General features: G+C 38.2%; 23 protein-coding genes and 1 tRNA gene. 14 read left to right on the top strand and 10 right to left on the bottom strand.

Translation table 11 applies throughout. The features are described 5' to 3' along the window. The 8 genes from H7U17_RS09990 to H7U17_RS20765 all read left to right on the top strand — a co-directional run. Positions 1 to 189, top strand: a 189-nt coding sequence (locus tag H7U17_RS09990) for a YdeI/OmpD-associated family protein (protein ID WP_186756584.1), incomplete at its 5' end; no start/stop codon positions are given. Positions 190 to 201: 12 nt separating this feature from the next. Next, positions 202 to 825: a YdeI/OmpD-associated family protein gene (locus tag H7U17_RS09995; RefSeq protein WP_186756585.1), complete on the top strand. Its 624-nt coding sequence runs from the start codon at positions 202 to 204 to the stop codon at positions 823 to 825. An 84-nt stretch (positions 826 to 909) separates the two neighbouring features. After that, positions 910 to 2,118: a glycoside hydrolase family protein gene (locus tag H7U17_RS10000; RefSeq protein WP_186756586.1), complete on the top strand. Its 1,209-nt coding sequence runs from the start codon at positions 910 to 912 to the stop codon at positions 2,116 to 2,118. A 501-nt stretch (positions 2,119 to 2,619) separates the two neighbouring features. Beyond that, a complete protein-coding gene (locus H7U17_RS10005; protein ID WP_186756587.1) occupies positions 2,620 to 3,678 on the top strand; it encodes a fasciclin domain-containing protein in 1,059 nt (352 codons plus the stop codon). Between the two features lie 214 nt (positions 3,679 to 3,892). Continuing rightward, positions 3,893 to 4,528 carry a peroxiredoxin gene (locus H7U17_RS10010; RefSeq protein ID WP_186756588.1) on the top strand — a complete coding sequence of 212 codons (636 nt, stop codon included), beginning with the start codon at positions 3,893 to 3,895 and terminating at the stop codon, positions 4,526 to 4,528. Between the two features lie 229 nt (positions 4,529 to 4,757). Then, positions 4,758 to 5,828, top strand: a complete 1,071-nt coding sequence (locus H7U17_RS10015) for a transporter substrate-binding domain-containing protein (protein ID WP_186756589.1) — start codon at positions 4,758 to 4,760, stop codon at positions 5,826 to 5,828. A 64-nt stretch (positions 5,829 to 5,892) separates the two neighbouring features. After that, on the top strand, positions 5,893 to 6,054 hold the full coding sequence (locus tag H7U17_RS20760; protein WP_317172727.1) for a hypothetical protein: 162 nt from the start codon (positions 5,893 to 5,895) through the stop codon (positions 6,052 to 6,054). A 9-nt stretch (positions 6,055 to 6,063) separates the two neighbouring features. Next, positions 6,064 to 6,306 (top strand): VOC family protein, encoded by a 243-nt coding sequence (locus tag H7U17_RS20765; protein ID WP_317172728.1) that lies wholly within the window; start codon positions 6,064 to 6,066, stop codon positions 6,304 to 6,306. A 35-nt stretch (positions 6,307 to 6,341) separates the two neighbouring features. On the opposite strand, the gene H7U17_RS10025 is transcribed toward H7U17_RS20765, so the two are convergent. The 7 genes from H7U17_RS10025 to H7U17_RS10055 all read right to left on the bottom strand — a co-directional run bounded on the left by H7U17_RS10025 (position 6,342) and on the right by H7U17_RS10055 (position 13,428). Then, complete coding sequence (locus tag H7U17_RS10025; RefSeq protein ID WP_186756590.1) at positions 6,342 to 6,782, bottom strand: outer membrane insertion C- signal; 441 nt, start codon at positions 6,780 to 6,782, stop codon at positions 6,342 to 6,344. Between the two features lie 378 nt (positions 6,783 to 7,160). Continuing rightward, positions 7,161 to 7,952, bottom strand: a complete 792-nt coding sequence (locus H7U17_RS10030) for a PhzF family phenazine biosynthesis protein (protein WP_186756591.1) — start codon at positions 7,950 to 7,952, stop codon at positions 7,161 to 7,163. A 51-nt stretch (positions 7,953 to 8,003) separates the two neighbouring features. After that, entirely contained in the window at positions 8,004 to 8,621 is a 618-nt protein-coding gene (gene pncA, locus H7U17_RS10035) for a bifunctional nicotinamidase/pyrazinamidase (RefSeq protein ID WP_186756592.1), read from the bottom strand. 94 nt (positions 8,622 to 8,715) lie between these two features. Next, positions 8,716 to 10,191 carry a nicotinate phosphoribosyltransferase gene (locus H7U17_RS10040; RefSeq protein WP_186756593.1) on the bottom strand — a complete coding sequence of 492 codons (1,476 nt, stop codon included), beginning with the start codon at positions 10,189 to 10,191 and terminating at the stop codon, positions 8,716 to 8,718. Further along, on the bottom strand, positions 10,192 to 11,019 hold the full coding sequence (locus H7U17_RS10045; protein ID WP_262891701.1) for a DMT family transporter: 828 nt from the start codon (positions 11,017 to 11,019) through the stop codon (positions 10,192 to 10,194). It lies immediately after the preceding gene. 78 nt (positions 11,020 to 11,097) lie between these two features. After that, complete coding sequence (locus tag H7U17_RS10050; RefSeq protein ID WP_186756594.1) at positions 11,098 to 12,339, bottom strand: cation:proton antiporter; 1,242 nt, start codon at positions 12,337 to 12,339, stop codon at positions 11,098 to 11,100. Between the two features lie 408 nt (positions 12,340 to 12,747). Next, positions 12,748 to 13,428 (bottom strand): ABC transporter ATP-binding protein, encoded by a 681-nt coding sequence (locus tag H7U17_RS10055; protein WP_186756595.1) that lies wholly within the window; start codon positions 13,426 to 13,428, stop codon positions 12,748 to 12,750. A 140-nt stretch (positions 13,429 to 13,568) separates the two neighbouring features. Here H7U17_RS10055 and sucC point away from each other — a divergent pair, with 140 nt between their 5' ends. From sucC to H7U17_RS10085, 6 genes are all read left to right on the top strand, one after another. After that, entirely contained in the window at positions 13,569 to 14,786 is a 1,218-nt protein-coding gene (gene sucC, locus H7U17_RS10060) for an ADP-forming succinate--CoA ligase subunit beta (protein WP_186756596.1), read from the top strand. 54 nt (positions 14,787 to 14,840) lie between these two features. Then, positions 14,841 to 14,914 (top strand) — tRNA-Arg (locus H7U17_RS10065). 657 nt (positions 14,915 to 15,571) lie between these two features. After that, positions 15,572 to 18,214: a twin-arginine translocation pathway signal protein gene (locus H7U17_RS10070; protein ID WP_186756597.1), complete on the top strand. Its 2,643-nt coding sequence runs from the start codon at positions 15,572 to 15,574 to the stop codon at positions 18,212 to 18,214. Positions 18,215 to 18,408: 194 nt separating this feature from the next. Continuing rightward, positions 18,409 to 19,170 (top strand): glycosyltransferase family protein, encoded by a 762-nt coding sequence (locus H7U17_RS10075; RefSeq protein ID WP_186756598.1) that lies wholly within the window; start codon positions 18,409 to 18,411, stop codon positions 19,168 to 19,170. Between the two features lie 43 nt (positions 19,171 to 19,213). Then, the gene (locus H7U17_RS10080) at positions 19,214 to 20,029 is read left to right on the top strand and encodes an alpha/beta hydrolase (protein WP_186756599.1); all 816 of its coding nucleotides are present in this window, start codon (positions 19,214 to 19,216) and stop codon (positions 20,027 to 20,029) included. A gap of 87 nt (positions 20,030 to 20,116) precedes the next feature. Beyond that, complete coding sequence (locus H7U17_RS10085; protein ID WP_186756600.1) at positions 20,117 to 20,476, top strand: nuclear transport factor 2 family protein; 360 nt, start codon at positions 20,117 to 20,119, stop codon at positions 20,474 to 20,476. A gap of 199 nt (positions 20,477 to 20,675) precedes the next feature. Here H7U17_RS10085 and H7U17_RS10090 read toward each other — a convergent pair whose 3' ends face one another. Genes H7U17_RS10090 through H7U17_RS10100 form a run of 3 tightly spaced genes read right to left on the bottom strand, consistent with a single transcriptional unit; the run spans position 20,676 to position 24,846 of the window. Next, entirely contained in the window at positions 20,676 to 21,764 is a 1,089-nt protein-coding gene (locus tag H7U17_RS10090) for an SGNH/GDSL hydrolase family protein (RefSeq protein WP_186756601.1), read from the bottom strand. A 14-nt stretch (positions 21,765 to 21,778) separates the two neighbouring features. Beyond that, positions 21,779 to 23,239 (bottom strand): sulfatase, encoded by a 1,461-nt coding sequence (locus H7U17_RS10095; RefSeq protein ID WP_186756602.1) that lies wholly within the window; start codon positions 23,237 to 23,239, stop codon positions 21,779 to 21,781. A gap of 29 nt (positions 23,240 to 23,268) precedes the next feature. Next, positions 23,269 to 24,846, bottom strand: a complete 1,578-nt coding sequence (locus H7U17_RS10100; protein ID WP_186756603.1) for an arylsulfatase — start codon at positions 24,844 to 24,846, stop codon at positions 23,269 to 23,271. Positions 24,847 to 24,967 lie beyond the last annotated feature (121 nt).

Consider the following 24,967-nt stretch of genomic DNA (forward strand, 5'->3'; position numbering starts at 1 on the left):
CCAGGCGAACTGCAAGAAGCGCTTGAAGAAAACCCAGATTTCAAATCCGCTTTCGAAGCTTTGACGCCTGGTAGGCAAAGAGGCTACTTATTGCATTTCTCTCAAGCCAAGCAATCCAAAACCAGAATGGCTAGAATTGAAAAATGTATGCCCAAAATCTTTGAGGGCAAAGGATTTAATGACAGGTAAATATTGGGTAAAGTGAATAACAAAATAGACAATTATTTAAATGAAGGATGCGGAAGATGTCCTTTGGGTGGAACTCCGGATTGTAAGGTCCATAAGTGGACAGAGGAATTGTTGCAGCTTAGAAGGATAGCTTTAGATTGTGGATTAACAGAAGAATTAAAATGGTCAGTACCATGTTACACTTATAAGAAAAAGAATATCTTGATAATTAGTGCTTTTAAGGCTTATGCAGCAATTAGTTTTTTCAAAGGCGCCTTGTTGCAGGACCAAGCGAAATTACTAGAAAAACCTGGAGAGAATACCCAAGCGGGAAGGCTTATTAAATACCAGTCTGTTTCCGACATTTTGCAGCAAGAATCCACCATCAAAGCTTATATTTACGAAGCAATTGAAGTGGAAAAATCTGGACTAAATGTCGAAGTGAAAAATACGGACCAATACGAAGTCCCAGGCGAACTGCAAGAAGCGCTTGAAGAAAACCCAGATTTCAAATCCGCTTTCGAAGCTTTGACGCCTGGTAGGCAAAGAGGCTACTTATTGCATTTCTCTCAAGCCAAGCAATCCAAAACCAGAATGGCTAGAATTGAAAAATGTATGCCCAAAATTTTTGAGGGCAAGGGATTTAATGATAGATAAAATGAACTAGTATCCCGCTAGCATCAATAATTAACTAATTTAGTCTATTGAAATATAAAAACAACCTAGCCCATCATCAAGAAAATGAAACAAATATTATTTCTTCTTTTCATAGGTATCCTACTTATCTCTTGCAATAAAACTGATTCTCAAATTCTTAAAGTAAACCCTGCGCCAATAGATGCCAAAATAGAAGGTAATATTTTAACTGGACCATCTGTCTTAAATGATCCTGACCGATTCGTTTGGGGAGGAAGTGTTGTGAAGGGAGATGATCAAAAATACCATATGCTATACGCGACATGGGAAAGCGGAGACAGTATTCCACAATTTTCTGAATCATGGGTCTTACATTCAAAAATCGCCTATGCCGTCTCTGATTACCCCGACCGTGACTTTAAATTCCAAGGCATTGTACTAACAGGAAGGTCCCTTGAAGGGGATTCCTTAGCTTGGGATGCCCAAATGGTGCATAATCCCCATATCAAAAAATTCAATGGTAAATATTACCTCTACTATATCGGCTCAAAAGACCCAGGCATTCAGCCCAAAGGCTCCAAAGGAGAAAATGTTGACTGGAGAAATAGGGTTCAGCAAAACCAATGCATTGGTGTTATTGAGTTTGATAGTTTTGAGGACCTCCTAAAGGGTGATTTCAAAAGGTCGAATGCACCTATTTTAACCCCTAGGACAAGAGTAAAACCAAATAATATCGTCAATCCATCTCCTGAAGGAACAGAGCCAAAACCTGACAATATTATTGTAGTAAATCCATCGGTAGTACAAAGACCTTCAGACGGAAAATACCTTTTGTTCTTTAAAGGTAATTTCTACAATCCAGGATGGCGAGGAGTTCATGGTGTAGCCATAGGTGATTCTCCTACAGGACCTTTTAAAGCTTTAGACAGTTTTGTTTTTGATATTTATAATGAAGACGGCACACTTGCAAGCGGAGAAGATCCTTATGTATGGTATCACAAAGGACATGAAAAGTTCTATGTAGTATTAAAAGATTTCACTGGAAAAATCACATCGGGGAAGCCCGGTCTTGCACTTTTGGAATCCCTGGATGGTATCAAATGGACCAAACCAGAAAGGTCTTTTTTTATGAAGAAAGAAGTGGTTTTAAATAACGGAGACACCCTGCACATGGACCGACTTGAACGCCCACAATTATTGATTGACGAAAAGGGAAATCCAAAGGTGCTTTACAGTGCAGGAGCCATTACCAATGTAAACACTAGAACCGATGGAAGTTCATTTAATGTACATATTCCCCTAAATACTTATTGATCAACGCCTAAATCAATAGATCACTATCATATTTGATTGACATTAATTATATTGAATAAAAAACCGGGAAATAGGTTTCATGGTCCGGTCTTTTCATCTTGCTGAGTAAGTAAAACCAATTATCCTTATTTACTCAATAAACTGAAAAAATATGTCACTCAATAATAAGCTCAATTTCATTTCTCTATTATTGGCTACAATAGCCATTATCATGATAAGTATAAGTTTTATGGCCCAAATTCCAGCCCCAGGATTAACTGGAATTGGATTTTTACTTATTGTTTGGGTCATTCAAGAATTGAAAAAGCAATAACTATACTTACTTGAATTTTATGTTACAATCATCTCACTCCCCTTTTTTCAGGTCAATTTTAAGGCAAACATCTCAGCACTAAACCATTACAAAACACACTTTTAATATTTCAAACTAAACAATTTAGAATTTAAACGGTTTACACTTTACACAAAAAATTGTTTTATCAACCACTAAATTCTAAAATCATGAGCTTACTACAATTCCGCAACAGCAATCTTAAAATTTTTATGATTGCTTTATTTTCAGTAATTGCCTTTACGGCCTGTCAGGAGACAGAAGATATCAGCCCTGATACAAATAATGATTTTCCAAACTTAATCCAGGCACTTTCTGACTTCGATGGAGAATATGAATATTTGGAAGATGATGGAAATGATGCTGATGCCAGAAAAGGTCCTACAAAGTACCTTAGAAAACCTACTTTTTTCACATTAACAGCTGCCTTGAAATATACAGGCTTGTTCCCTACTGTGGCCAAGAATAAATTGACCCTTTTTGCCCCAGATGATAAAGCATTTGCTGACATGGGTTTGAACTTCATGAATATTAAAGAATTGCCAAAGGATGTACTTACAGATATCTTGCTCTATCATGCTGCTGAAGGATTTACTTTTTCAAACAAACTTCCTGCATGTTCTCTAGAAATGATGAATGGTAGCAGTATCGGATTTAATTTCATGGATGGAATGGTTTATATCAAGGACGGTACGGAAGACCCGGCTAAAGTAGTTTTTACCGATAAAAGAGCCATAAACAGTATCTTTCATGGCATTGATAAAGTGTTATTGCCACCAGATATGAATATCGCTGAGATAGCAAGTGGTAATGATGATTTTGAAACTTTAGTTTTTTTATTGATTGAGACTGACCTAGTTGGTGTTTTTGCCGATGAGACAACAAACAATACAGTTTTTGCTCCAACGGATATGGCTTTTGAAAACCTTGAAGCAGACAACCCCGGTATTACCGCTTACTTATTGGACAATCCTAATGAATTGACCAAAGTATTATTACACCATGTCAGTCCTGGAAGTACCTTTTCCTTCTGTCTATCAGATGGAATGATGATCCCAACATTAAACAAAGATTATCTGACCTTTAAGGCTGGTGGCTTGATCCTTCAGAGCTCAAGTGGCAATGAGGTTGGATTGATAGGCGATCTTCTTGATATACACGCAAAAAATGGTGTGATACATGCCATAGATTATATTTTGGTTCCAGAAAACTTAGAATTACCAGGCTAATATTTTTAATGATTATTGAGGCTGTCTTTGATATAAAAGGCAGCCTTTTTTATGTTTTGGTAATCAAATTACCTCCTGAATATTCATTTAAGCGAGGTAAAAAAATAAATTTCCACATCACCTTAAAATTCTTCCAAAAACTAAACTTTTAAAGTCTTATTCTCGTTTTCCTACAAAACCTATAGAGTAAATTTTAACCAAAAACCAAAATACTATGTCATTAAGATTAGGAGATACTGCTCCAAATTTCACTGCCGAAACCACTGAGGGTAAAATTGATTTTCATGAATTTCTTGGTGATGGATGGGGAATACTATTCTCTCACCCAGCTGATTACACACCAGTTTGTACTACTGAGCTAGGTACCGCTGCTAAGCTAAAGGGTGAATTTGATAAAAGAAATGTCAAAATGATCGCGCTTAGTGTAGATGGACTTGAAAGCCATAAGGGATGGGTGAATGACATCAATGAGACCCAAAGCACTACTGTTAACTATCCTATCATTGCAGACGAGGACCACAAAGTTTCTGAACTCTATGATATGATACATCCAAATGCCAATGAAAGCCAAACTGTACGCTCTGTATTTATTATCGGCCCTGACAAAAAAATAAAGCTTATCATTACCTACCCCGCAAGTACAGGTAGAAACTTTAATGAACTTTTAAGGGTAATTGATTCACTACAGCTTACTGCCAATTATTCTGTTGCCACTCCAGCCAACTGGAAACATGGTGAAGATGTGGTGATAGCACCAGCAATTACCAATGAAGAAATCCCTTCTAAGTTCCCTAAAGGCCACAAGGAAATTAAACCATACCTGAGAACAACCCCTCAGCCAAATATTTAAGTTTAAATCATATTTCCATTGAAAATAGCCATTGATTATCAAATATAATCAGTGGCTATTTTTTTTATATTTCTTATTTAGTGTTTTAAGTGAAGGACTTGAAGTCTTGATTTTTGTGGTTTATTAAAGTTTGGTTATATTAAATATCGGTCAAAATTATTTTCACCATTATTTCCCAAATTCTAGCAGTCAAATGCTCTTATTAAAAAAACTGATAAGCTTAATAAATATGAAATTTCTAATTGCATTCTTTTTGATATTGGTCGCAATTTTCCCTTCGCAAGCCTTTGAAAAAGACACATTACTTGTAGGCTACCATGTCAGCCCACCTTTTGTGATGGAGTCCAACCAGGGCATTTCAGGTCCTTCCGTTTGGCTTTGGAACAAAATTGCCGAAGAAAATGACATCGTCTTCAAATACAAAAAGATGGAATTGGAACAGGTTCTTGAAGGTCTTTCCAAGAATGAAATCGATTTGAGTCTTTCACCGCTGACCATCACTTCTGAACGAACTAAGACCATCAATTTCTCTTCCCCTTATTATATTGCTCATACTTCCCTAATGCAAAAAAGCCAATCTGCATTAAATCAAGGACTTCAATTCATTGGGTCGATTTTCAACTTGAACTTTTTAAAAGCTGTGGGGGCCTTGGCTTTGATCCTGTTCATTTTTGGTGCATTAGTTTGGCTTTTTGAGCGCAAGAAAAACAAAGATGAATTCGGCGATGATTATAAAGGCTTTTGGGATGGTTTTTGGTGGGCAGCGGTCACCATGACTACTGTTGGTTATGGTGACAAATCCCCGCAGACCATTGGAGGACGGGTGATAGGCCTAATATGGATGTTCACGGCCATCATTATCATTTCCGGGTTTACAGCAGGGATAGCCTCCTCTCTCACCGTTAATCGCATGGGGAGCGCCAATAATTCTATTGAAGATTTCAAAAAAGAAAAAATCGGGACCATTAAGAATTCCGGCACAAGCCATTGGCTACAATATAATTTCTATTCAAATCGTATGGAGTATGATCAAATGAGCAATATGTTAAATGCCCTTGACAATGGGGAAATATTAGCAATTGCTTATGACCGTCCACTACTGTATAAACTAATAGAAGATGACAGTCTATCTGAAAAATATACGCTCTTAGATACAAAATACAATCCACAGTTTTATGCATTCGGAATGAGTAAAACCTTAGACAATGGGCTTAAGGATCAAATTAATATCTCCCTTTTAGAAAACACCGAATCTATTGATTATAAGGTCATGCTCTCTGAAAACAACCTTTCTAACTAGTAAATAGCGTAATTCGAATGGATTGGAATGATAAATACATCTATCATTTAATAGTCAATGATCTATGAAAAAAGTAACTGGAATAGGAGGAATTTTCTTTAAATGTCAAAACCCAGACAAAATGAAAGATTGGTATGCAAAAAACTTAGGTTTAAACACCGATCAATATGGTACCACATTTGAATGGCGCCAAGCAGACCAAGCGGAAAAGAAAGGCTTTACCTAATGGAGTCCTATGGATGAGCATACCAGCTATTTTAGACCATCAGAAAAAGAATTTATGATCAACTACCGTGTAGAAAACCTTGTAGCGCTGATCGAAGAATTAAAAAATGATGGTGTGACTATTTGTGATGAAATCGAAAGCTATGAATATGGAAAATTCATCCATATTCTAGATCCTGAGGGTAATAAAATAGAATTATGGGAGCCATTTGATAAGGAGTACGATAAGATCATAGCAGTCCGCACCAAATAACTCCCATTATCCTGATACAAATATGTATTGATAAATTATCTATCTACATTACCAAAAACATAACGGATATTTAAGCCGAAAGAATCTGCTCTAAAATCAGTATCTTCAATGATCCAAAATATAGGTCGCCAGTCAACGCCTATTGCCAATGGAAAATCAAAATGGTATTCCATACCTATTTCACCTGCAGCTCCCAAAAAGAAAGGATCGTCAATCCACATCGAAGGACCTACACCGACGTACCAATCAAGGCCGTCCACATCTGCTACAGGCCTGTATAAGAAATCCCACAGCGCTTCTATTCCCACTCCATTTCCAAAATTAACATCAGCATGGACCCTGCTAAATTGCCCTAAGGTAAAAACTCCATCAACAGCGACATTATTATAACCATCACCAAAACGTACACCCAACTCTTGAGCATACAATCCATATGACATGGTTACTAAGGCAAATAATAGTAATAACTTTTTCATAGTTTTCAAGGATTTGAGAATAACACAAAATTAAAAATTATACTTTTCAATGTTTAAGTATGAAATAAATATAAGAAAATTTGAATTAAATAAATCACTTGTGTAAAAAATGTATTACATAAAATATTTGCTTTGGCGTCCGGATTATGTAATTGGAATCGTCATAGCCCATCCCGAGGATTTTCAGCCAGCAACTGAGAGGCCAATGCATCATTCAGGTTGAAAATAAGCGGAATAAATCTCATAGTAAAATTTAAACTATAATGCTTTACTCAATATATAGATCTACTAAAATATAAAAAGGCACAAAAGAGAATTCTCATTTTGTGCCTTTAACAACTTATTTAATTGAAATGACTCAGTTTAAAATGCTTTTCACTAAACTTCTAAGAAACCTTCAAAAATCTTTACTGCTTTACCCAGTATCTTGACCCTCTCCCCAATCAATTCCAATCGCATATCCCCTTCTCTCTTACTGGCTTGGTAAGCATTCAGCTTGGTTTTCCCTTCTTTTTTATGCCAATAATCTATCAAGGCACAATGAGCAAAACCAGTCACAGGATCTTCGTTGATTCCCAAATTCGGCGCAAAATATCGAGAGTAAATATCAAAATTTTCATTGCCCTTAGAAGTAATGATAATGCCTTCATCACTATGCATGGCCAGCAGGTGAAACTCTGGTTCCACATATTCCAATTGATGAAAACTTTCAAGTTCCAATATCCAATTCCCTTTCAGGCTAGCCGACCCCACTATCTTTTGCCCAAAAAAATTATCAGCAAAATAAGGATGACTTTCTTCTTTGGTAGCTAATAAGGGAAAATCCATCTCAATTTCCCCCTCTACCATTTTCACCTTCAACACCCCGGATTTAGTATCAAAAGATATTTCTTCGTTCTCATCGACTACCTCCTCAATGTATAACATGAAAGCACTTGCTAAAGTAGCATGCCCACATAGGTCAACCTCCTTTTCTGGAGTAAACCACTTCAATTTAAATTCCGTAGGACCGGTCTGTTGTAAAAAAGCAGTTTCACTTAGATTCATCTCTGCCGCAATCAACTGCATTCCTTCTTCCGCCAATGGTCCCGGAAGCAAACAAACAGCCGCTGGATTTCCTGAAAAGGGTGTATCTGTAAAGGCATCAATAGTGACAATGGGAAGTTGCATAGTATTAAGTTTTAATGGTCTACTATCAATTTAAGAATACTTTTATAAAATCTATAGGGTTATCTCATCACTACTAAGCAAATTCACCCCGGATTTACTCATTTCTTTTAAGGAGTTTTCTAAATCATCAGGAGAAAGGTTTACAGCTTTTGTCGCATCAGTAACCAAATTCACATCAAAACCCTCTTTAATAGCATCCAGCACTGTAAATTTAACACAGTAATCAGCTGCTAAGCCTACTATGTATACATCGGTTATATCATGATCATGTAAATAGTCACTCAGGCCTGTATTTTCCCTTCGGCTATTATCATAAAATCCACTGTATGAATCTACGACAGGATTGGTTCCTTTCTGGAAAACCTTTTTCCATTTTTTCCGATTCAAATCTTTATGAAAATCAGCCCCTTCAGTTCCTTGAACACAATGAACAGGCCATAATACTTGTTCTTCGCCCTTTAGACAAATGATGTCTCCTATCATCTTTCCCGGATGGTTATCAGCAAAGCTTTTATGAATAGCAGGATGCCAATCCTGAGTGGCAACGATAAAATCAAATTTCTCCTGTAATTCATTGATAACAGGAATAATTTGATCCCCTTCATCCACGGCAAGGGCCCCTCCAGGTAAAAAATCATTCTGTACATCAACAATCAACAGTGCATTCATAAACTTAATCTTTTAGATTTTCTTACTAACCAATTATTATTAGAGTCTCAACTTCTATTCCATTGACCTGCAAAACATGGCTACCTAAGTCTCACTAGCTATAGTTTTTAGCCTGAAGTACCAGATTAGTTCTAAGATGGTACAGATTCTCCTCCAATCCCACTGGATATATATGAGGGTTGATCAATCTTTTGTGCGCTTTGTCAAAACGATCCAAATTGGTCAAAGTAGCCTCTCTAATATCTTGAATTTTTGGTCTTTTATACACCTTCTCCCCTTTCTTGAAAATCGGCACAATAAGTGTCTTACTTTCCAAGTCATCCATTTTAATTTTCTTCCTTTTAGTGGGATCATAAGGATCGATGATGGTAACCTCATTAGTTAATTCAGTTCCATCTTCCAAAAATATCATATCGGATACTGCCTTTCCATTTTTATAAAAACGCTTCACATTATGGTATCCAGGAATATTGATTTTAATAGCTTGCTGTGAAACCTTGACCTTCGGTACCCATTTTCCTTCGTTGTCTCTGAGTGCAGCCATTTTATACACTGCTCCCAAAGCAGGCTGATCATAAGCTGTTACCAGTTTGGTGCCTATCCCCCAAATATCTATGGAAGCTTCCTGCATTTTTAGAGATGACAAAATATGCTCATCCAGGTCATTGCTAGCAACTACCTTGGTCTCAGTAAAACCGGCCTCATCCAGCATTTCTCTGGCTACATTACTATAGTAAGCCAAATCACCTGAATCTATCCTTACTCCCAGTAATTTCTTTCCATTTGCCTCCAAGGCACGCCCCACCTTAATGGCATTTTGAACTCCCTTAATAGTGTCATAAGTATCCACCAAGAAAATACAATTATCCGGAAAAGCTGCTGCATAAGCCTCAAAAGCCTCTACTTCACTTTCAAAAGCCATGATCCAGCTGTGGGCATGGGTCCCTGATACCGGAATACCGAAAAGTTTACCCGCCATAACATTACTGGTAGAAGAACAGCCACCGATATAACTGGCCCTGCTTGCTGCAAGTGCTCCGTCAATTCCTTGTGCCCTACGCAATCCAAATTCCAAGACAGGATCTCCCTTAGCCTCCAAAGTAATCCTTGCCGCTTTGGTCGCTACTAAGGTCTGGAAGTTGATAATGTTCAACAGAGGAGTTTCCAACAACTGACATTGTAATAACGGTCCCTTTACCCTGATGATAGGTGTATTAGGAAAAACTACAGCACCTTCTTCCACTGCGTCTACATCACAAGAAAATTCCAAGTCCCTGAGATATTGGATAAATCCCGGTTCAAAGGTTGGATCTCCATTTTCAAGCTTCATCTGGGAAAGGTATTCCAGATCATTATCATCAAACTTAAAATTCCGGCAATAATCTATCACATAATCTAAGCCTGCAGCTATAGTAAAACCACTTTGAAAGGGATTTTTTCTAAAAAACAGGTTGAATACTGCTTCCTGTTCTGCTTTGCCTGACTTCCAATAAGCATAGGCCATGGTCAATTGATAAAAGTCTGTCAAAAGGGCCAATGAGCCTTGATACAAATCCCTGGTAATCTTCATCTATTTTGATCTTATATTTAATACTACACCAAACAGCACCAATCCCATCCCCAAATAGGTTAGCAAGTTAAAGGTTTCCCCGAAAAAGATAAAACCAAAAAACAATGCATATAGGATTCCTATATAATTTAGACTGGTAATCTTGGCTAAATTGGCGTGCTGGTAGGCCAAAGTCATATAGTATTGTGCCATTTGGGTCAGCGCACCAATACCAAGCAGCAGCAACCAATCCCAGCCCTGTGGCATCACCCAGTTAAAATAACTCCATAACCCAACAATAGGCAGGGTAACCAAAGGGAAATAAAACACAATCACTAAAGGATGTTCAGAGCCCTTGAGTTTTCGGATGATATTATAAGCCAAGCCTGCAAACAAACCTGATGAAACACCTATCAGGGTATATTCAATAGATATTCTTGGATCAAATCCCTCTATAACCAAGACGCCACCAAAGGCGATGGCAAAATATAAGAACCTTATGGGCTTAACCTTTTCCTTGACAATGAAGATACCAAAAATAGTAGTGAAAATCGGTGATAAATATTGTAGGGTAACTGCACTGGCTAAGGGAATATTTTGCAAGGTGTAAAAGAAGGTGATCAGCCCCAAAGCTCCTGAAGCCCCGCGAAGAATCAATAACTTTTTATTATTCCCAAATAGCGGGACATTTTGCTTCCTCAAAATGACATAACTTGCTACCAAACTGAAAATAGACCTGAAAAAGACCACTTCAACGGCAGGCAAATGAGGGACAAATTTCACCAGAACTTGCATCATGGCAAAAAATATCCCTGCCAGCAACATATGTTGCACACTTTTTTGATTCAAAACTTAGGATTTTTAGACTGCTAGATTATAATTTAATGGGCAATCATTAATTCCCCAAAATGGTTCCATCAAGACAGATTAACTTGCCTTGACGGTAGATTTAATGTCCTCGCCATTGGTTTTGGCCTCTGCAGCCTTGCGTTGCTCAGCTTCCGCCTTTTCGGGATTACTGGTGATCACTCCAAACATCATCACCAATGCCGTCAGCACAATTACCTGAATGATCAATGATTTATTTACCAGTCCAATAACATTAAATGGTTCAATGGACAAAAACAGCAAAACTGTGATCAAGCCCCTTGGAGCCACAAACAGTAATGGTTTAAGCGGGAGCTTACTTAGTTTGAGCTGTAACGCCCTAAGAGAAAATATCAATATCACTATGCCTATTGACCATATCAGCGTAGTGGTATTGAGAATTTCAGAAGTTTCCAAGAGATATCCGAAAAGCAGGAAGAACAATGACCTGATCAAAAAAGTGGCTTCTATGGTCAGCTCTTTAAACTTCTGGACTTCTTTATTCAAAATATCCGTTCTGAAGACATTGAAAAACTTCAAGTTATGAAGCTCATTAAGATTACCTATGGATAGGCCAAATATCAAAATAAAGATCAATGCAGGTAGATGATACACATAAGAAATCGCATAGATCAGCAGGGTCAAAAGGATGATAGGAACAAACTTAATATGGTGCTCTATCTTACTCAGCAAAAAGGAAAGCCCTACCGTCGCAATAAAGGAGATCAATGTAATGATCACCAACTGCAAGCCAAATACCCCGAATGAGTTAAACCCAAAGGTATCGTTCCTTAAAACAAAATTAAAGAAAACCACACCCAAAATATCAGAAAGACTACTTTCATAAATTACAAATTCCTTATTGGAAGTAGACAAATTCCTCACACTTGGAATCGCTATGGCACTGCTGATCACACACAAAGGGATCGCATTGATCAAGCTATCCTTAAAGGAATATCCCCCATACATTTCAAATATATAGGCCAATAAAAAAGAAAGGGCCAATAAAGGCGCCAAAGCCCCAAAGAAAGACTTTTTTATCAAAGTGATCTTATCCTTGTTCAACTCCAATTCCAAGGACCCTTCCAATACAATCAGAATTAAACCAGTAGTACCCAAAATCGGCAAAATATTGGAAAGGTCTGGTAAATCCAATTCAAAAAGCATGGTCCCTTGTTTAACCAGCCATCCTAGCAAGAGCAATAATATTACTGACGGTATCTTAGTTTTTTTGAAACTATAGTCAAACAAATAGGCAATCAGTAATAAACTACAAAGTGTTATAATGATCGTCGTGGTCATGCGTAATTTTATAAAGGTTCAGCTCCAAAATAGATCGATTTACCACTTTGGAGCAAATTAAAAGGGCAGCCCTTTTCCAATTGTTTTTTCAAAAACTTCTATAAACTGATTATGAATCAATTAGTCCTATAATAGGAAAAATCGACTTAATCTTATTGTAATAATAGCTTAAAACTTTTAAAAAAAGTTTCTTGAGCTAAAAAAAGGAACAATACAAGAAACATCTTATGGGCATATTTGTTGTCAAAACAGAGGATAAATTGGTAAATTTTGGCATAAAAAATCATGGACAATTTCTAGTGGTAAAGCCCAGGAAGACATCACTGATGAATACTAAGTGAACCGGAATGTAATAATAGCAGAAGCTTAAACCAAAATAAACCCCATCCATTAATTGTCATCCAGGAGTTAAGAAAGGTTCTCTACTGCTTTCTCCTCTGAAATGATGATTCCATCCTGCATGGTCAACATCCTGTCGGCCATCTGGGCGAGTTCTTTATTGTGTGTAACAATTACAAAAGACTGTCCAAAACTGTCTCTCAGCTTAAAAAACAATTCATGTAAAGCCTCAGCACTTTGAGTATCCAAATTACCACTCGGTTCATCTGCAAATATAATCTTCGGGTCATTGATCAAGGCTCGTGCAACAGCCACCCTTTGCTGTTCTCCCCCACTCAATTCTGAAGGCTTATGTGATAATCTTCCTTCAATGCCCAATAGCTTGGCCAGTTCCAAAGCTTTTTTCCTTAATTGCTGCTCATCCTTTTTGGCAATCAGTCCTGGTATCATAATATTCTCCTCGGCCGTAAACTCAGGCAAAAGATTATGGAACTGAAAAATAAATCCTATTTCTGAATTTCTATATGCAGCGAGCTTATCCCCCTTCAACTTTCCCAAATTTTTATTCCCAACAATTACTTCTCCTCCATCAGCTTTATCCAAAGTACCCAAAATATGTAAAAGCGTACTTTTACCCGCTCCAGATGCACCTACAATAGAAACTATTTCTCCGGATTGAATGCTAATATCCACACCCTTAAGAACATGGAGATCGCCATAATATTTTTGTATGCCAGTTGCTTTAAGCATGATTAATTATTTGAACAATTTCAAAGATAAAACTATTTAACAGATTAGTTCAAAAATGCATTTATTTTAGGAAAAAGAGGGTCAAAATCCTTGAATAATCCCCTTTCACTACTTAACTTCGAGCAAAAATTTTCGCTAGGATGAATATACACGAATATCAAGCTAAAGAAGTTCTAAAAGGTTATGGTGTTAAAATTCAGGAAGGTATCGTCGCTGATACCCCAGAAGCAGCACTAGAAGCAGCCAAGCAACTCAACGCAGAAACAGGTACCTCATGGTATGTGATCAAAGCTCAGATCCATGCGGGTGGACGTGGTAAAGGTAAAATTCAGGAAACAGACTCAAACGGTGTGGTTTTGGCCAAGAAACTGGATGATGTGACTGAAAAAGCTAAAAACATCCTAGGTGGGACTTTGGTAACGCACCAAACAGGACCAGAAGGCAAAAAAGTAAGTAAAGTTCTCGTTGCTCAAGACGTATACTATCCTGGAGATTCTGAACCAAAAGAATATTATCTTTCTATCTTGTTGGACAGAGCTAAGGGATGCAATGTAATCATGGCCTCAACTGAAGGCGGTATGGACATTGAAGAGGTTGCTGAAAAAACTCCTGAGAAAATCATCAAAGAGTGGATCGACCCTAAAGTAGGCCTTCAAGGTTTTCAGGCTAGAAAAGTAGCTTTCGCCCTTGGACTTTCAGGTAATGCATTGAAGGAAATGGTGAAATTCATTACTGCTCTATATAAAGCTTATGATGCTACCGATTCTTCTCAGTTTGAGATCAACCCTGTATTAAAAACTTCTGATGATAAGATTTTAGCGGTAGATGCCAAAGTTAATTTAGATGATAATGCACTATACAGACATAGAGACCTTGCCGAACTAAGAGATCTTTCTGAAGAAGATCCATTAGAAGTTGAAGCTGGAAAATCTGACCTTAACTATGTAAAACTTGACGGAAACGTAGGTTGTATGGTTAATGGTGCTGGTTTGGCCATGGCCACTATGGACATGATCAAACTTTCAGGTGGTGAGCCTGCCAACTTCCTAGATGTAGGAGGTGGAGCCAATGCCACTACAGTAGAAGCTGGTTTCAGAATCATTTTGAAAGACCCTAATGTAAAAGCGATCCTTATCAATGTATTTGGAGGTATCGTAAGATGCGACAGAATTGCAAGTGGTGTAGTAGAAGCTTATAAGTCAATTGGTGATATCAAAGTACCTATCATCGTAAGACTTCAGGGTACCAATGCTGAGGAAGGTGCTAAGATCATCGACGAATCAGGATTGAAAGTATTCTCTGCCATCACCCTTAAAGAAGCAGCAGAAAAAGTTCAGGACGTGCTTAAAAACGCCTAAAAATATCTTATCTTTGTATCCGCTATGAGGGCATTGCCTTCATAGCGTTTTTTTGCGCGCGTAGTTCAACTGGATAGAATATCGGATTTCGGCTCCGAGGGTTGAGGGTTCGAATCCTTCCGCGCGTACTGACGAATTTTGGCCTGGTGAGTATTCATTAGGCTTTTTTATTGGATACCGTTCATTACTTTCCTCTCCTAACCTTCTTGAATCAAGCCGAAAAGCTGGGGAAAAACAGTCTATTTTAGCTTTGATATGCGCTATTTATTAACCACAGATGGATAAAGATGAACACAGATATGCTTATTTATAAAAACATCTGTGTTCATCCTTTTACGCGATTGACTGTCTAGGCAGATTTGTGACTTAAACTACGCTTACTCTGACAAGGGTAGACAAAATTTAAGTTTGAAATTATTCCCCCCCAGAAATATTGCTTGATCCCTAACCTTCTTAGACAATGGTATCCCCCCAAATAAATGAGGCACAGGTTATATTAAATCCACAAATATTTCTTCACAACATTTCCCCAGAAAGCTTTTTTCACCCCAATGTAGATTAGCATTAAAAGGTTTAAATTTTAGATTGGTCAAGTAATCATTTTCCCTTGATTCCCGCCTCCGACGGACCTGGATATCCATTAATACAATTTTTTCAACTATCTAAAAACAAACTCTTTCAATTCCTTTCTTTTTATTTTTATTTCCTAATGATATATTATATATTGAGCCAGAATTTATAGAAGAATATATTTCTCATATCCTGAAGCAGATATAAATAATAGCATGAAGAGAAGAAAGTCCTTAAAGATAATGGCACTTGGAGCCTTGACTCCTGGTATTAGCATTATTTCATCCCCTTTGGGTGCCCACAAAAACTATATTGAAAAAAACACGAGTTTGTATTTCGAAAGTGACTGGGACCTTTGGCCAGATATGGACTGGGTAGGCCCCGAATACTGGGGCAATAGACTTCAAGACTGGAAAATCCAAAACGGAAAAGTGCTTTGCCAAGTAAGCGGTCCCAACAGAACCTTGCATTGCCTGACTACCCAAGCAACTAAAGACAAAGGATCACTAGAGACCAGTATTGATATTGAACCTAATCAATCACTTCCAGTTTCCGATGAAAATTATATTGGACTTCGACTTGGTATTAAAGGCAGATTTGATGATTATCGCTCTGCAGCCGTGCATGGTAAAGGCATTGATATCGCTGTAACAACTAGCGGAAAACTTAAAATTGGAAATAAACTCCTTCCCTTACCAACTCAAATAAAAGACAAGTTCACCCTTCAGGTAAAAACCTCTAGCCATAATAGTCATCCTAGTATTACCGTCGAACTAAAAACATTATCTGGAGAAAGCATCCATACTTCTACAGAAAAAGAAGCTTTCACTAATGAATCAATTTCAGGTAATATTGCTTTGGTTGCCCATATCAAAGAAGGATCAAAAGAAATTCAAGAAACCACAGCATCCGCCACTTTTGCCAACTGGAAAATATCAGGCAGCAAATTGATATCTAGTTCAGAACATGAATTTGGTCCCATTTGCTTTGCCCAGTACACCTTGCACAAAGGTATTTTAAAGCTAACCGGACAACTTACTCCTGTAGAACAAATTGCTGGACATAAAGTAAGTTTTGAAATCAAAGAGGACGGTAAATGGAAAGAGCTGGCGCAGTCGGAAGTAGAACCTATGTCAAGAACGGTTCACTTCAGACAAGAAAACTGGAACTATAATGAATCTGTTCCCTACCGTATTCAACTTCAACTGCCCCTAAAATCCAAGGTATCAGAAGAAGGTTCAGCACTTCGTTACTATACTTATGAAGGATCCATCTCCAAAGAACCAATTGATAAGGATGATGTAAAAACAGCCGTTTTCAGTTGCAACTGTGATTATGGTTTCCCTGACTCAGAAGTACCTGTTCACGTTGCCTGCCACGAACCGGACCTGGCACTCTTTGTAGGTGACCAATTTTATGAGGGCACAGGAGGTTTTGGAATACAAACTTCTCCTATTGATAAAGCAGCACTGGATTATCTTCGTAAATGGATGATGTTTGGTTGGTCATACAGAGAGGTATTCCGCCATATCCCATGTGCCATTATCCCTGATGATCATGACGTTTATCATGGCAATATTTGGGGAGAAGCTGGTAAGGCAGCCGATATATCTGGTAGCTGGGGAGCTCCTGCCCAAGACTCCGGAGGATACAAAATGGCTCCTAAATGGGTGAACATGGTACAGAAATGCCAGACAAGCCACCTTCCGGACCCTTATGATCCTACACCTGTCAAAAGAGGCATTGATGTATATTATACAGAATGGATCTATGGTGGAGTCAGCTTTGCCATTTTAGAAGATAGAAAATGGAAATCGGCTCCAAAACACGTTCTTCCTGAAGAAGCAGAAGTTTGGAACGGATGGATCCAAAATCCAGATTTTGATATCAAAAAACACCGTGTTGAAGATGCCCAGTTACTTGGAGAAAGGCAACTTAGCTTCCTTGACCACTGGTCACAAGATTGGTCAGGCGATGTCAAAATGAAATCCTTGGTAACTCAAACCAATTTTAGCACCGTATCTACCCTTCCGGCAGATGCTAAAAATGACGGAGTAGTGCCCGGCCTGAAAATCCCAGTTGCTGGTGAATATGTCAGTGGGGATGTTATCAATGGAGATATGGACAGTAATGGATGGCCTCAGGTGGGGAGAGATAAAGCTGTAGCTAAAATAAGAAAATGCTTTGCCTTCCACATTGCTGGAGATCAGCATTTGGCCAGTTTCATCCAATACGGCGTTGAGGAATATGGGGACAGTGGCTATGCCTTTGCTGGTCCTGCTTTAAACAATATTTGGCCAAGAAGATGGTGGCCACCAGTGGCTAATCCAGAAAACCATTCTGAAAGTAATCCTGCATACACAGGAAATTATGAGGATGGCTTTGGAAATAAAATGACCATAAAAGCAGTGGCGAACCCAAGGCTTACCGGTAAAAAACCAGCCATTGTCTATGATAGGGCTACTGGATATGGCATTGTTACCTTCAATAAAACCAATAGAACCATTACCACTGAATGTTGGCCAAAATATGTTCATCCTTTGAAAAACCCTGAAGGACAATACGCTGGCTGGCCAATTACTGTTGACCAACAAGATAATTATGGAAGAAAAGCAGCTGCTTGGCTTCCCGAAATCAAGGTAAACGGACTTAGCAATCCAGTGGTAGAAGTAATAGAAGAAAATTCTGGAGAAAGCCTTTATTACATGGCGATCAAAGGAAATACATTTACCCCAAAAGTTTTTTCCAAAGGCACTTATACCATCAAAGTAAAAGACAGCACAACTGGAAAAACTATAGAGAAAAACGGCATAAAAGCCAGTTCAAAATCAAAAGGAACCCTGATGTTCAGTATATAAACCCAATTAGAGCGGCCTTAGGTCGCTCTTTTTTTATCTTCAATGCTGATATGAATTCACTTTTTATATTCAGTACAACTGATTTTTCTCCTAACAAAAACTGTTACTTAGTCACACCAACCGATAGGGCTAAAAAAATAAGTATTATCTTCGACTAAGATATTGAAGGAATATTATTGTTTAATTCATCAGTTATGCTCAGCTCCTATTCTTCTATAGAAATAACCTATATAATCCCTGTCTATATTGAAAACCAAAAAGCACAAATTATAGAAAAATTTGTGGAGCAATATGAACAATATAGCCCAGATATTTTAAAGAAAGTACTATTTGTTTTTGTAGATGACTGTTCACCTATACCTGTCAATATCAATTCAAAAAAACTGAATTTCACCCTAGCAAGGATTAATGATGATATTAAATGGAACCAGGGGGGCGCACGTAATTTAGGGGTCTTACTGGCCAAATCAAGTAAATTAATTCTAACGGACCTGGACCATACTTTTCCTGAGGAAACATTGGCCTATCTCTTAAAAGCCCCTCTTCCTAAATCCCTATACAATTTCAATAGACTTAAAGATGGGCAGAAACATAATATTCATCCAAACACCTACTATTGCACCAAATCCACCTTTTTCAAATCTCTTGGTGTAGACGAAGAATTTTGTGGTAATTATGGCTATGAAGACATTTACTTTCTGGAACTTCAAAAAAGCCTCAAAACAAAGATAAAGACCATCAAGCGCTATCCTGTATGGGTAAGGGAGCATAAGGAGCATCCTTCAGAATCCCATCACTTATTGATTAGGGACACCAAAGTGAATCATGAATTACTTCATGAAAAACTCAAATACCTTAAGTCAAAAGATCCATTTAAAGGACACTCACGATTATTCCTTAATTTCTCATGGGATATAGTTGAAGAACAACTTCTTGGCCAAAATCCTGAAAGTTGAAACTTAGCTGAATCCAATAAAATCAATCCCCTAATAAACCATTATGAAACGAATCATTCTATTTACCCTATCATTTTGCTATACCATCATGGTATCAGCACAGACCGATGTTTATAAGACAGAGATCAATATCCCCTATTATGAGGAAGACCTTCGGGCTGAGGATAAATATATAAACGATAGATGTGTATTGGATATTTATTACCCAATAGGCAAGCAGGGCTTTGCAACTGTAGTATGGTTCCATGGTGGCGGACTGACAGGAGGAGAAAAAGAAATCCCCCAAGCTTTAAAAGAAAAGGGCATTGCGGTAATTGGGGTAAATTACCGTTTATACCCAAAGATCAAAGCACCAAAATATATTGAGGATGCAGCAGCAGCTGTTGCTTGGGCATTTAACAATATTCGAAATTATGGTGGTGATCCTTCTTTGATATTTGTCTCAGGACATTCCGCAGGCGGATATCTTGCCAGCATGGTTGGTTTGGATAAAAGGTGGCTCAATAAGCATAGTGTTGACGCCAATCAGATTGCCGGGCTTATTCCCTTCAGTGGACATACCATTACTCATTTTACCGTAAGAGAAGAAAGAGGCATCCCAGGAACACAAGCCATTGTGGATGATTTAGCACCTTTATACCATGTTAGACCTGATGCGCCCCCTTTATTATTGATCACTGGTGATCGAAATATGGAAATGCTAGGTAGGTATGAGGAAAATGCCTATATGATGCGTATGATGAAGGTAGCAGGTCATTCTGAAACAAAAATATATGAAATGGATGGCTATGGCCATAATATGACAGCCCCTGCTTTTCCATTATTACTAAATGAAATACAGCGTATTATTCAAAAATAGTCCCAGTAATATCTCAGAATTTGATACTTTGTAAAACAAATAGGCCCTAAATACTAAGCTTTATAAAATGGACAAATCACCTACATTATGGAAGCACAAAAGGTAAGTAAAAAATGGTTCCAACTTTGGGAATTGGGGAAATTCAGGAATTTACCCATAACGGAGGATTTTACCCATTCCAGCCCCTATGGTATCATTGAAGGAAAGCAAGCCTATCTAAACTTAGTAGAAGCCAATAAAGATAAATTTCTTGGTCATCGATTTGACATACATGACAGTCTTTACTGCAGTGATAAATCGTGTATACAATACACCGCTATTCAGGACGATTTTAAATTGGAAGTAACAGAATGGCATTATTTAAAAGATAGGCTGATCCATAAAATCAAAGCATATTATAATATTCCTGGTGATATCAGGGAAGACAGAAAATTAGAGAATCTATAATATCTTCGGAAAGACTATAGCGCATAAATTCTTTGCTAAGCTAAAAAAATATTCATGGTGAATAAAAGTCCATACTATCTTTAATACATTAGGAAATAGTCTTCTAGGCATGTGCCTCGAAATATATCCGACCCTAAAAACGAAGAAGGAATTTGAAAGTTATTCAAATTCCTTCTTCTATTAATTTTCCTTTTTTGTTCTATTCTCTCAGAATATGACGCAACTTTTTCAAATAAGCTTCAGCATAATGCTGCATGCCAAGATCAGTGGGATGTGTTCCATCAACAAAATCATCATTCCCCATCCCTATTTCTTCATAAGTCATCAAATGTAAATTCTCAAAACCTTGGGTCTTTAACTCATAAAAGATATCCTCCGTCCAACTATTGAGATCAGTATAAGTCTTTTTTCTTACAGGATCGACCAGCCCATCTGAATAACCTGCATGTTCCACTAATAGAATTGGTGTATTGGGATGTTGCTCATTTAAGGATTTGACAGAATTCACAATCTTGGCCTTAACAACTTCCTCTGTAAAACCTCCTCCAGGTCCCAGATTTGGCAAACAGTCCAATACAAAAATCTTAGCATCAATGGTCTTGATATAATCAATCAATTCTGGCTCAAGCCTACCGTTTCCTGAAAAGGCCAAATTGATAATTGGCTGATCTAGCTCTCTCCCAACGATATTTGTCCAAGCCATTCCTGGACGGGAGGCACATGCTCCTTGCGCTATGGAAGTTCCATACACCACCACAGGTTTTTCTGCCCGCTTTGCCTTGAAACTGAATTGGTCATTTGCTTCTACGCCAATCATCAAACTATCAACATGATTATATAAAGGCAGATAAAGCTGGTATTCCCTTCCATCTTCAGGACTTCCCGGAGTAATAAACTGATAACTTACTTCCTTCCCGAAACTATACTTTCCTCTGACCCAAATCCATTTACCAGTATCATCCTTGGTATAAAGGTCAAGACCGCTTACCCCTGTAGCAGGCATATGCGGCATTTGTAGATTGCCACCTGGTTTATATTTGATCCTAATTTCCGCTGCATCCGATTGAAACCTTAACAATAAGCCTGCTGCATGGCGAGATAATCCCCAAACAGGCTTCCTTACTTTCCCCTCTGCATCATCAGGCAACCGATTATATGCAATATTGTCAAATCCCTGTCCCTCCAAAACTAATTCATCAGTCTGCAGCGGATCATGCCAAGTAAATTCCTGGGCAAAACCTGACAAAAAACTGGCTAAAAGTAAAACTGGTATTAAATAAATTTTCATTTTTATATAGATGTTTATTTCATCACTTGCTCTTTTCTCTGAGCTTCAAAATCAGCATTATATTCAGGATTCTTCTCAGTTGGAACTGGAGCCTTGGTAGCTGATCTCCAATCTTGAAGCTTTGATAAAAGTTCTTCTACCTTATCGGGATATTCCTCTACCAAGTTATTTTGCTCATTCAAATCTTCCTCAAGATTATAAAGCTCAAGATCTCCATCTTCAAAATATTCATGCAACTTCCATTTTCCGGACCTGATCACTGAACCTGGCCTTGTGCGGAATAAAGGGTCCTTTGCTTGGTCATCTTTGGGAGAATAGGCTTCCAAATAAATTGGGAAATGCCAGAACAAATCTCTCTTGGCCAAATTCTTATTTTCAAAAAGCAATGGGCTCAAATCCTGTCCATCCAAACTTTGATTAACATTATCAGCCTTGATTACCTTTTGTAAGGTAGGAAAGAAATCCATTTGAAGTACTGGCTCATCTACCTTTTGCCCCGCTTGAATCTTTCCTGGATATTTAATGACCATTGGCACCCGGATTCCTCCTTCATAATATGAACCTTTACCAGCTCTAAGTGGGTATTGATTGGAGGTTTTTCGAATTCCACCATTATCTGAAGTAAAAATCACCATCGTTTCTTCTTCTAAACCCAAGGATGAAACCACTTCTAATAAGCGACCTACATTCTCATCCATGGAATAAACCATTGCTGCATAAACTGCATTATCTTGGCCACCGGAGCCCTGTTTGGCTTTGAACTTTTCAACCAATTCTGGCTTTCCCATCAATGGACTATGAACCGTATAGAAAGGCAAATACAAAAAGAAAGGTCCATCCTGGTTGTCTTTTACAAATTTGATAGCTTCGGCTGTCAGCCTATCTGTGAGGTATTCTCCTTCAGTGCCATCCACAATATGCGCTATATTATATGGGCTGAAATACCCATCCTTACCAGGGTTGCCCCGATGATTTCCACCAATATTAACATCAAATCCCATGGTGGTTGGATCCTCACTGACATGCCACTTTCCAAAGGTACCTGTGGTATATCCATTGGCATGGAACATCTCTCCTATTGTAAACAAAGAATCTGAAAGCGAGTCAATATTTTTGGTAGGAATCAATTTACGGGTTTTGGCATTTCCCCTATCAGAAGGGCTCACCGTATAGACCCCATGCCTTGGACCATACTGGCCACTGATCATATTGGCCCTTGAAGGTGCACAGTTGGAAGCTCCAGCATAAGCATTGGTAAAGATCATTCCTTCTTGGCTGAATTTATCCAAATTGGGAGTTTCATAATAATCACTCCCCATAAAGCCCAAGTCTTTCCATCCCAAATCATCTACATTGATCAGGATGATATTCGGCCTTTTCTCCTCGGAAGAATTGGATGGCTTTTCAGCGCATGAGCCAAGAACCATACTGCCTAAAAGGCACAGAAATGAGAGAAATCTGCTTATTTTTCGCATTATTTTTTTTTTGGTTTGGGCTAGTGTTATTATTCTACTGAAGCAAGTTCCAACATTTTGTCCACAAACTTCCAGTTATCAAATTCAGGAGAAGCATGCTCTTTTGCAACAATTTCATCCAGTTGTTTCAAAATCTCGGGATGTGAAGCTGCTACATCATTTTCCTCATTTCTATCAAGTTCCAAATCGAAAAGCTGCCATGGATTTTCCGGGTTCTTGGCCAAATCAGTTTTCACACCTTTCCATTTCCCCATACGGATGGCCAACTGCCCCCTTTTTTCAGGATACTCAAAATATAAAAACTCATGCGACTGCTGCTCTGAATCATTTCCTAACAAAGTAGGTAAAAATGACAATCCATCCGAATTTTCAGGCACCTTTGCTCCTGTCAACTCTCCAAGTGTAGCCATCACATCATACTGGGCAGAAATATGGTCTGAAGAGCTTCCAGCACTGATCTTGCCTGGCCACCAAGCTATCATTGGCATTCTGATTCCACCCTCATAAACATCCATCTTTAAACCTCTCAATCCAGCGGTACTTTCAAAATATTCAGCATCCACACCTCCATTGAAGGTAGGTCCATTATCACTGGAGAAAATCACAATAGTATTTTCATCAAGCCCTAATTCATCCAATAAAGCAAATATTTTTCCTACTTCCTGATCTAAATAGCTGATCATTGCCGCATAGGCAGATTTAGGGAATTCATGTGGAGCATATCCCTGCTGACCCAAATAAGGTTCTTCTTCAAATTTTCCGAGGTAAGGTTTCAACGCCTCATTTGGAACCTGCAGTGAAACATGCGGAATAGTATAAGGCAGGTACAAAAAGAATTCATCATCCTTATTCTTACGTATAAACTGTTCCGCCTTTTCAGTCATCTTATCCACCGCATATTCCTCACCTATATAAGCATCAAAAAAACCTTCATCACCATATTTCAAATCACTCTTTTTGAATTTCTCCAAGGCAGTTTTATTAGCTTTACTTCCACGAGCCGAAGGAGTATGTACAAAAATATATGGGTTGTTTAAGCTATCCCACCTGTCATTTTCCCATAAATGGGTTGGATAGAAATTATGTGCTTGGCGTTGATCCAGAAAACCATAGAAATAATCAAACCCCTGTTTATTGGGATGTCCTTCGTTTCCTGTCATTCCAAGCCCCCACTTTCCTATTCCCGCAGTCTTGTATCCCGCCTCTTGTAACATTTCACCGATAGTTATCTGACCTTTTGGAAGAGGTTCTTGACCGTTTTCCACCTCATCTGTAAAGCTAGCGGGTAGTACCGGTTTATTACCTCTGATATATGAATGTCCAGTATGCATACCTGTCAATAAGGCGCATCTAGCAGGAGCGCATACCGGAGACGCCGTATAATGCTGATTGAACAACATCCCTTCTTGGGCCATTTTATCCAAATTAGGCGTTTTGATCTTGTCCTGCCCATTAGGGCCAATCTCACCAAAGCCAAGGTCATCTGCATAGATATAGATGATATTTGGCCTAGCATTTTTGTTTTTATCCTCCTTTACCGCTTTTTGACATGAGCTGAAGCCCATAAGACCAACCAGTCCCACAACAGTGCACAATAAGCTTTTCATTATTTTTATCTTTTGATTCCTTTCTAAAATTAAAATTTAATAGTTAAAATAAAAAAATAAGCTTCATTTCCTTTTAAATTTTAATAAAAAAGGGTGTTAAGCTATTACCAAGCATTAACAC

The sequence above is a fragment of the Echinicola salinicaeni genome, assembly GCF_014280965.1.
In the GTDB taxonomy this organism is placed as follows: domain Bacteria; phylum Bacteroidota; class Bacteroidia; order Cytophagales; family Cyclobacteriaceae; genus Echinicola; species Echinicola salinicaeni.

What these genes read in the sequence shown, in the direction of transcription:
- H7U17_RS10080 (WP_186756599.1), top strand. Translation starts at nt 19,214, where the DNA reads ATGAAACGAATCATTCTATTTACCCTATCATTTTGCTATACCATCATG.
- H7U17_RS10100 (WP_186756603.1), bottom strand. Translation starts at nt 24,846, where the DNA reads ATGAAAAGCTTATTGTGCACTGTTGTGGGACTGGTTGGTCTTATGGGC.
- H7U17_RS10055 (WP_186756595.1), bottom strand. Translation starts at nt 13,428, where the DNA reads ATGCTTAAAGCAACTGGCATACAAAAATATTATGGCGATCTCCATGTT.
- H7U17_RS10085 (WP_186756600.1), top strand. Translation starts at nt 20,117, where the DNA reads ATGGAAGCACAAAAGGTAAGTAAAAAATGGTTCCAACTTTGGGAATTG.
- H7U17_RS10090 (WP_186756601.1), bottom strand. Translation starts at nt 21,764, where the DNA reads ATGAAAATTTATTTAATACCAGTTTTACTTTTAGCCAGTTTTTTGTCA.
- H7U17_RS10005 (WP_186756587.1), top strand. Translation starts at nt 2,620, where the DNA reads ATGAGCTTACTACAATTCCGCAACAGCAATCTTAAAATTTTTATGATT.
- H7U17_RS10000 (WP_186756586.1), top strand. Translation starts at nt 910, where the DNA reads ATGAAACAAATATTATTTCTTCTTTTCATAGGTATCCTACTTATCTCT.
- H7U17_RS10010 (WP_186756588.1), top strand. Translation starts at nt 3,893, where the DNA reads ATGTCATTAAGATTAGGAGATACTGCTCCAAATTTCACTGCCGAAACC.
- H7U17_RS20765 (WP_317172728.1), top strand. Translation starts at nt 6,064, where the DNA reads ATGGATGAGCATACCAGCTATTTTAGACCATCAGAAAAAGAATTTATG.
- H7U17_RS20760 (WP_317172727.1), top strand. Translation starts at nt 5,893, where the DNA reads ATGAAAAAAGTAACTGGAATAGGAGGAATTTTCTTTAAATGTCAAAAC.
- H7U17_RS10025 (WP_186756590.1), bottom strand. Translation starts at nt 6,782, where the DNA reads ATGAAAAAGTTATTACTATTATTTGCCTTAGTAACCATGTCATATGGA.
- sucC (WP_186756596.1), top strand. Translation starts at nt 13,569, where the DNA reads ATGAATATACACGAATATCAAGCTAAAGAAGTTCTAAAAGGTTATGGT.
- H7U17_RS10015 (WP_186756589.1), top strand. Translation starts at nt 4,758, where the DNA reads ATGAAATTTCTAATTGCATTCTTTTTGATATTGGTCGCAATTTTCCCT.
- H7U17_RS10075 (WP_186756598.1), top strand. Translation starts at nt 18,409, where the DNA reads ATGCTCAGCTCCTATTCTTCTATAGAAATAACCTATATAATCCCTGTC.
- H7U17_RS10050 (WP_186756594.1), bottom strand. Translation starts at nt 12,339, where the DNA reads ATGACCACGACGATCATTATAACACTTTGTAGTTTATTACTGATTGCC.
- pncA (WP_186756592.1), bottom strand. Translation starts at nt 8,621, where the DNA reads ATGAATGCACTGTTGATTGTTGATGTACAGAATGATTTTTTACCTGGA.
- H7U17_RS10040 (WP_186756593.1), bottom strand. Translation starts at nt 10,191, where the DNA reads ATGAAGATTACCAGGGATTTGTATCAAGGCTCATTGGCCCTTTTGACA.
- H7U17_RS10095 (WP_186756602.1), bottom strand. Translation starts at nt 23,239, where the DNA reads ATGCGAAAAATAAGCAGATTTCTCTCATTTCTGTGCCTTTTAGGCAGT.
- H7U17_RS10070 (WP_186756597.1), top strand. Translation starts at nt 15,572, where the DNA reads ATGAAGAGAAGAAAGTCCTTAAAGATAATGGCACTTGGAGCCTTGACT.
- H7U17_RS10030 (WP_186756591.1), bottom strand. Translation starts at nt 7,952, where the DNA reads ATGCAACTTCCCATTGTCACTATTGATGCCTTTACAGATACACCCTTT.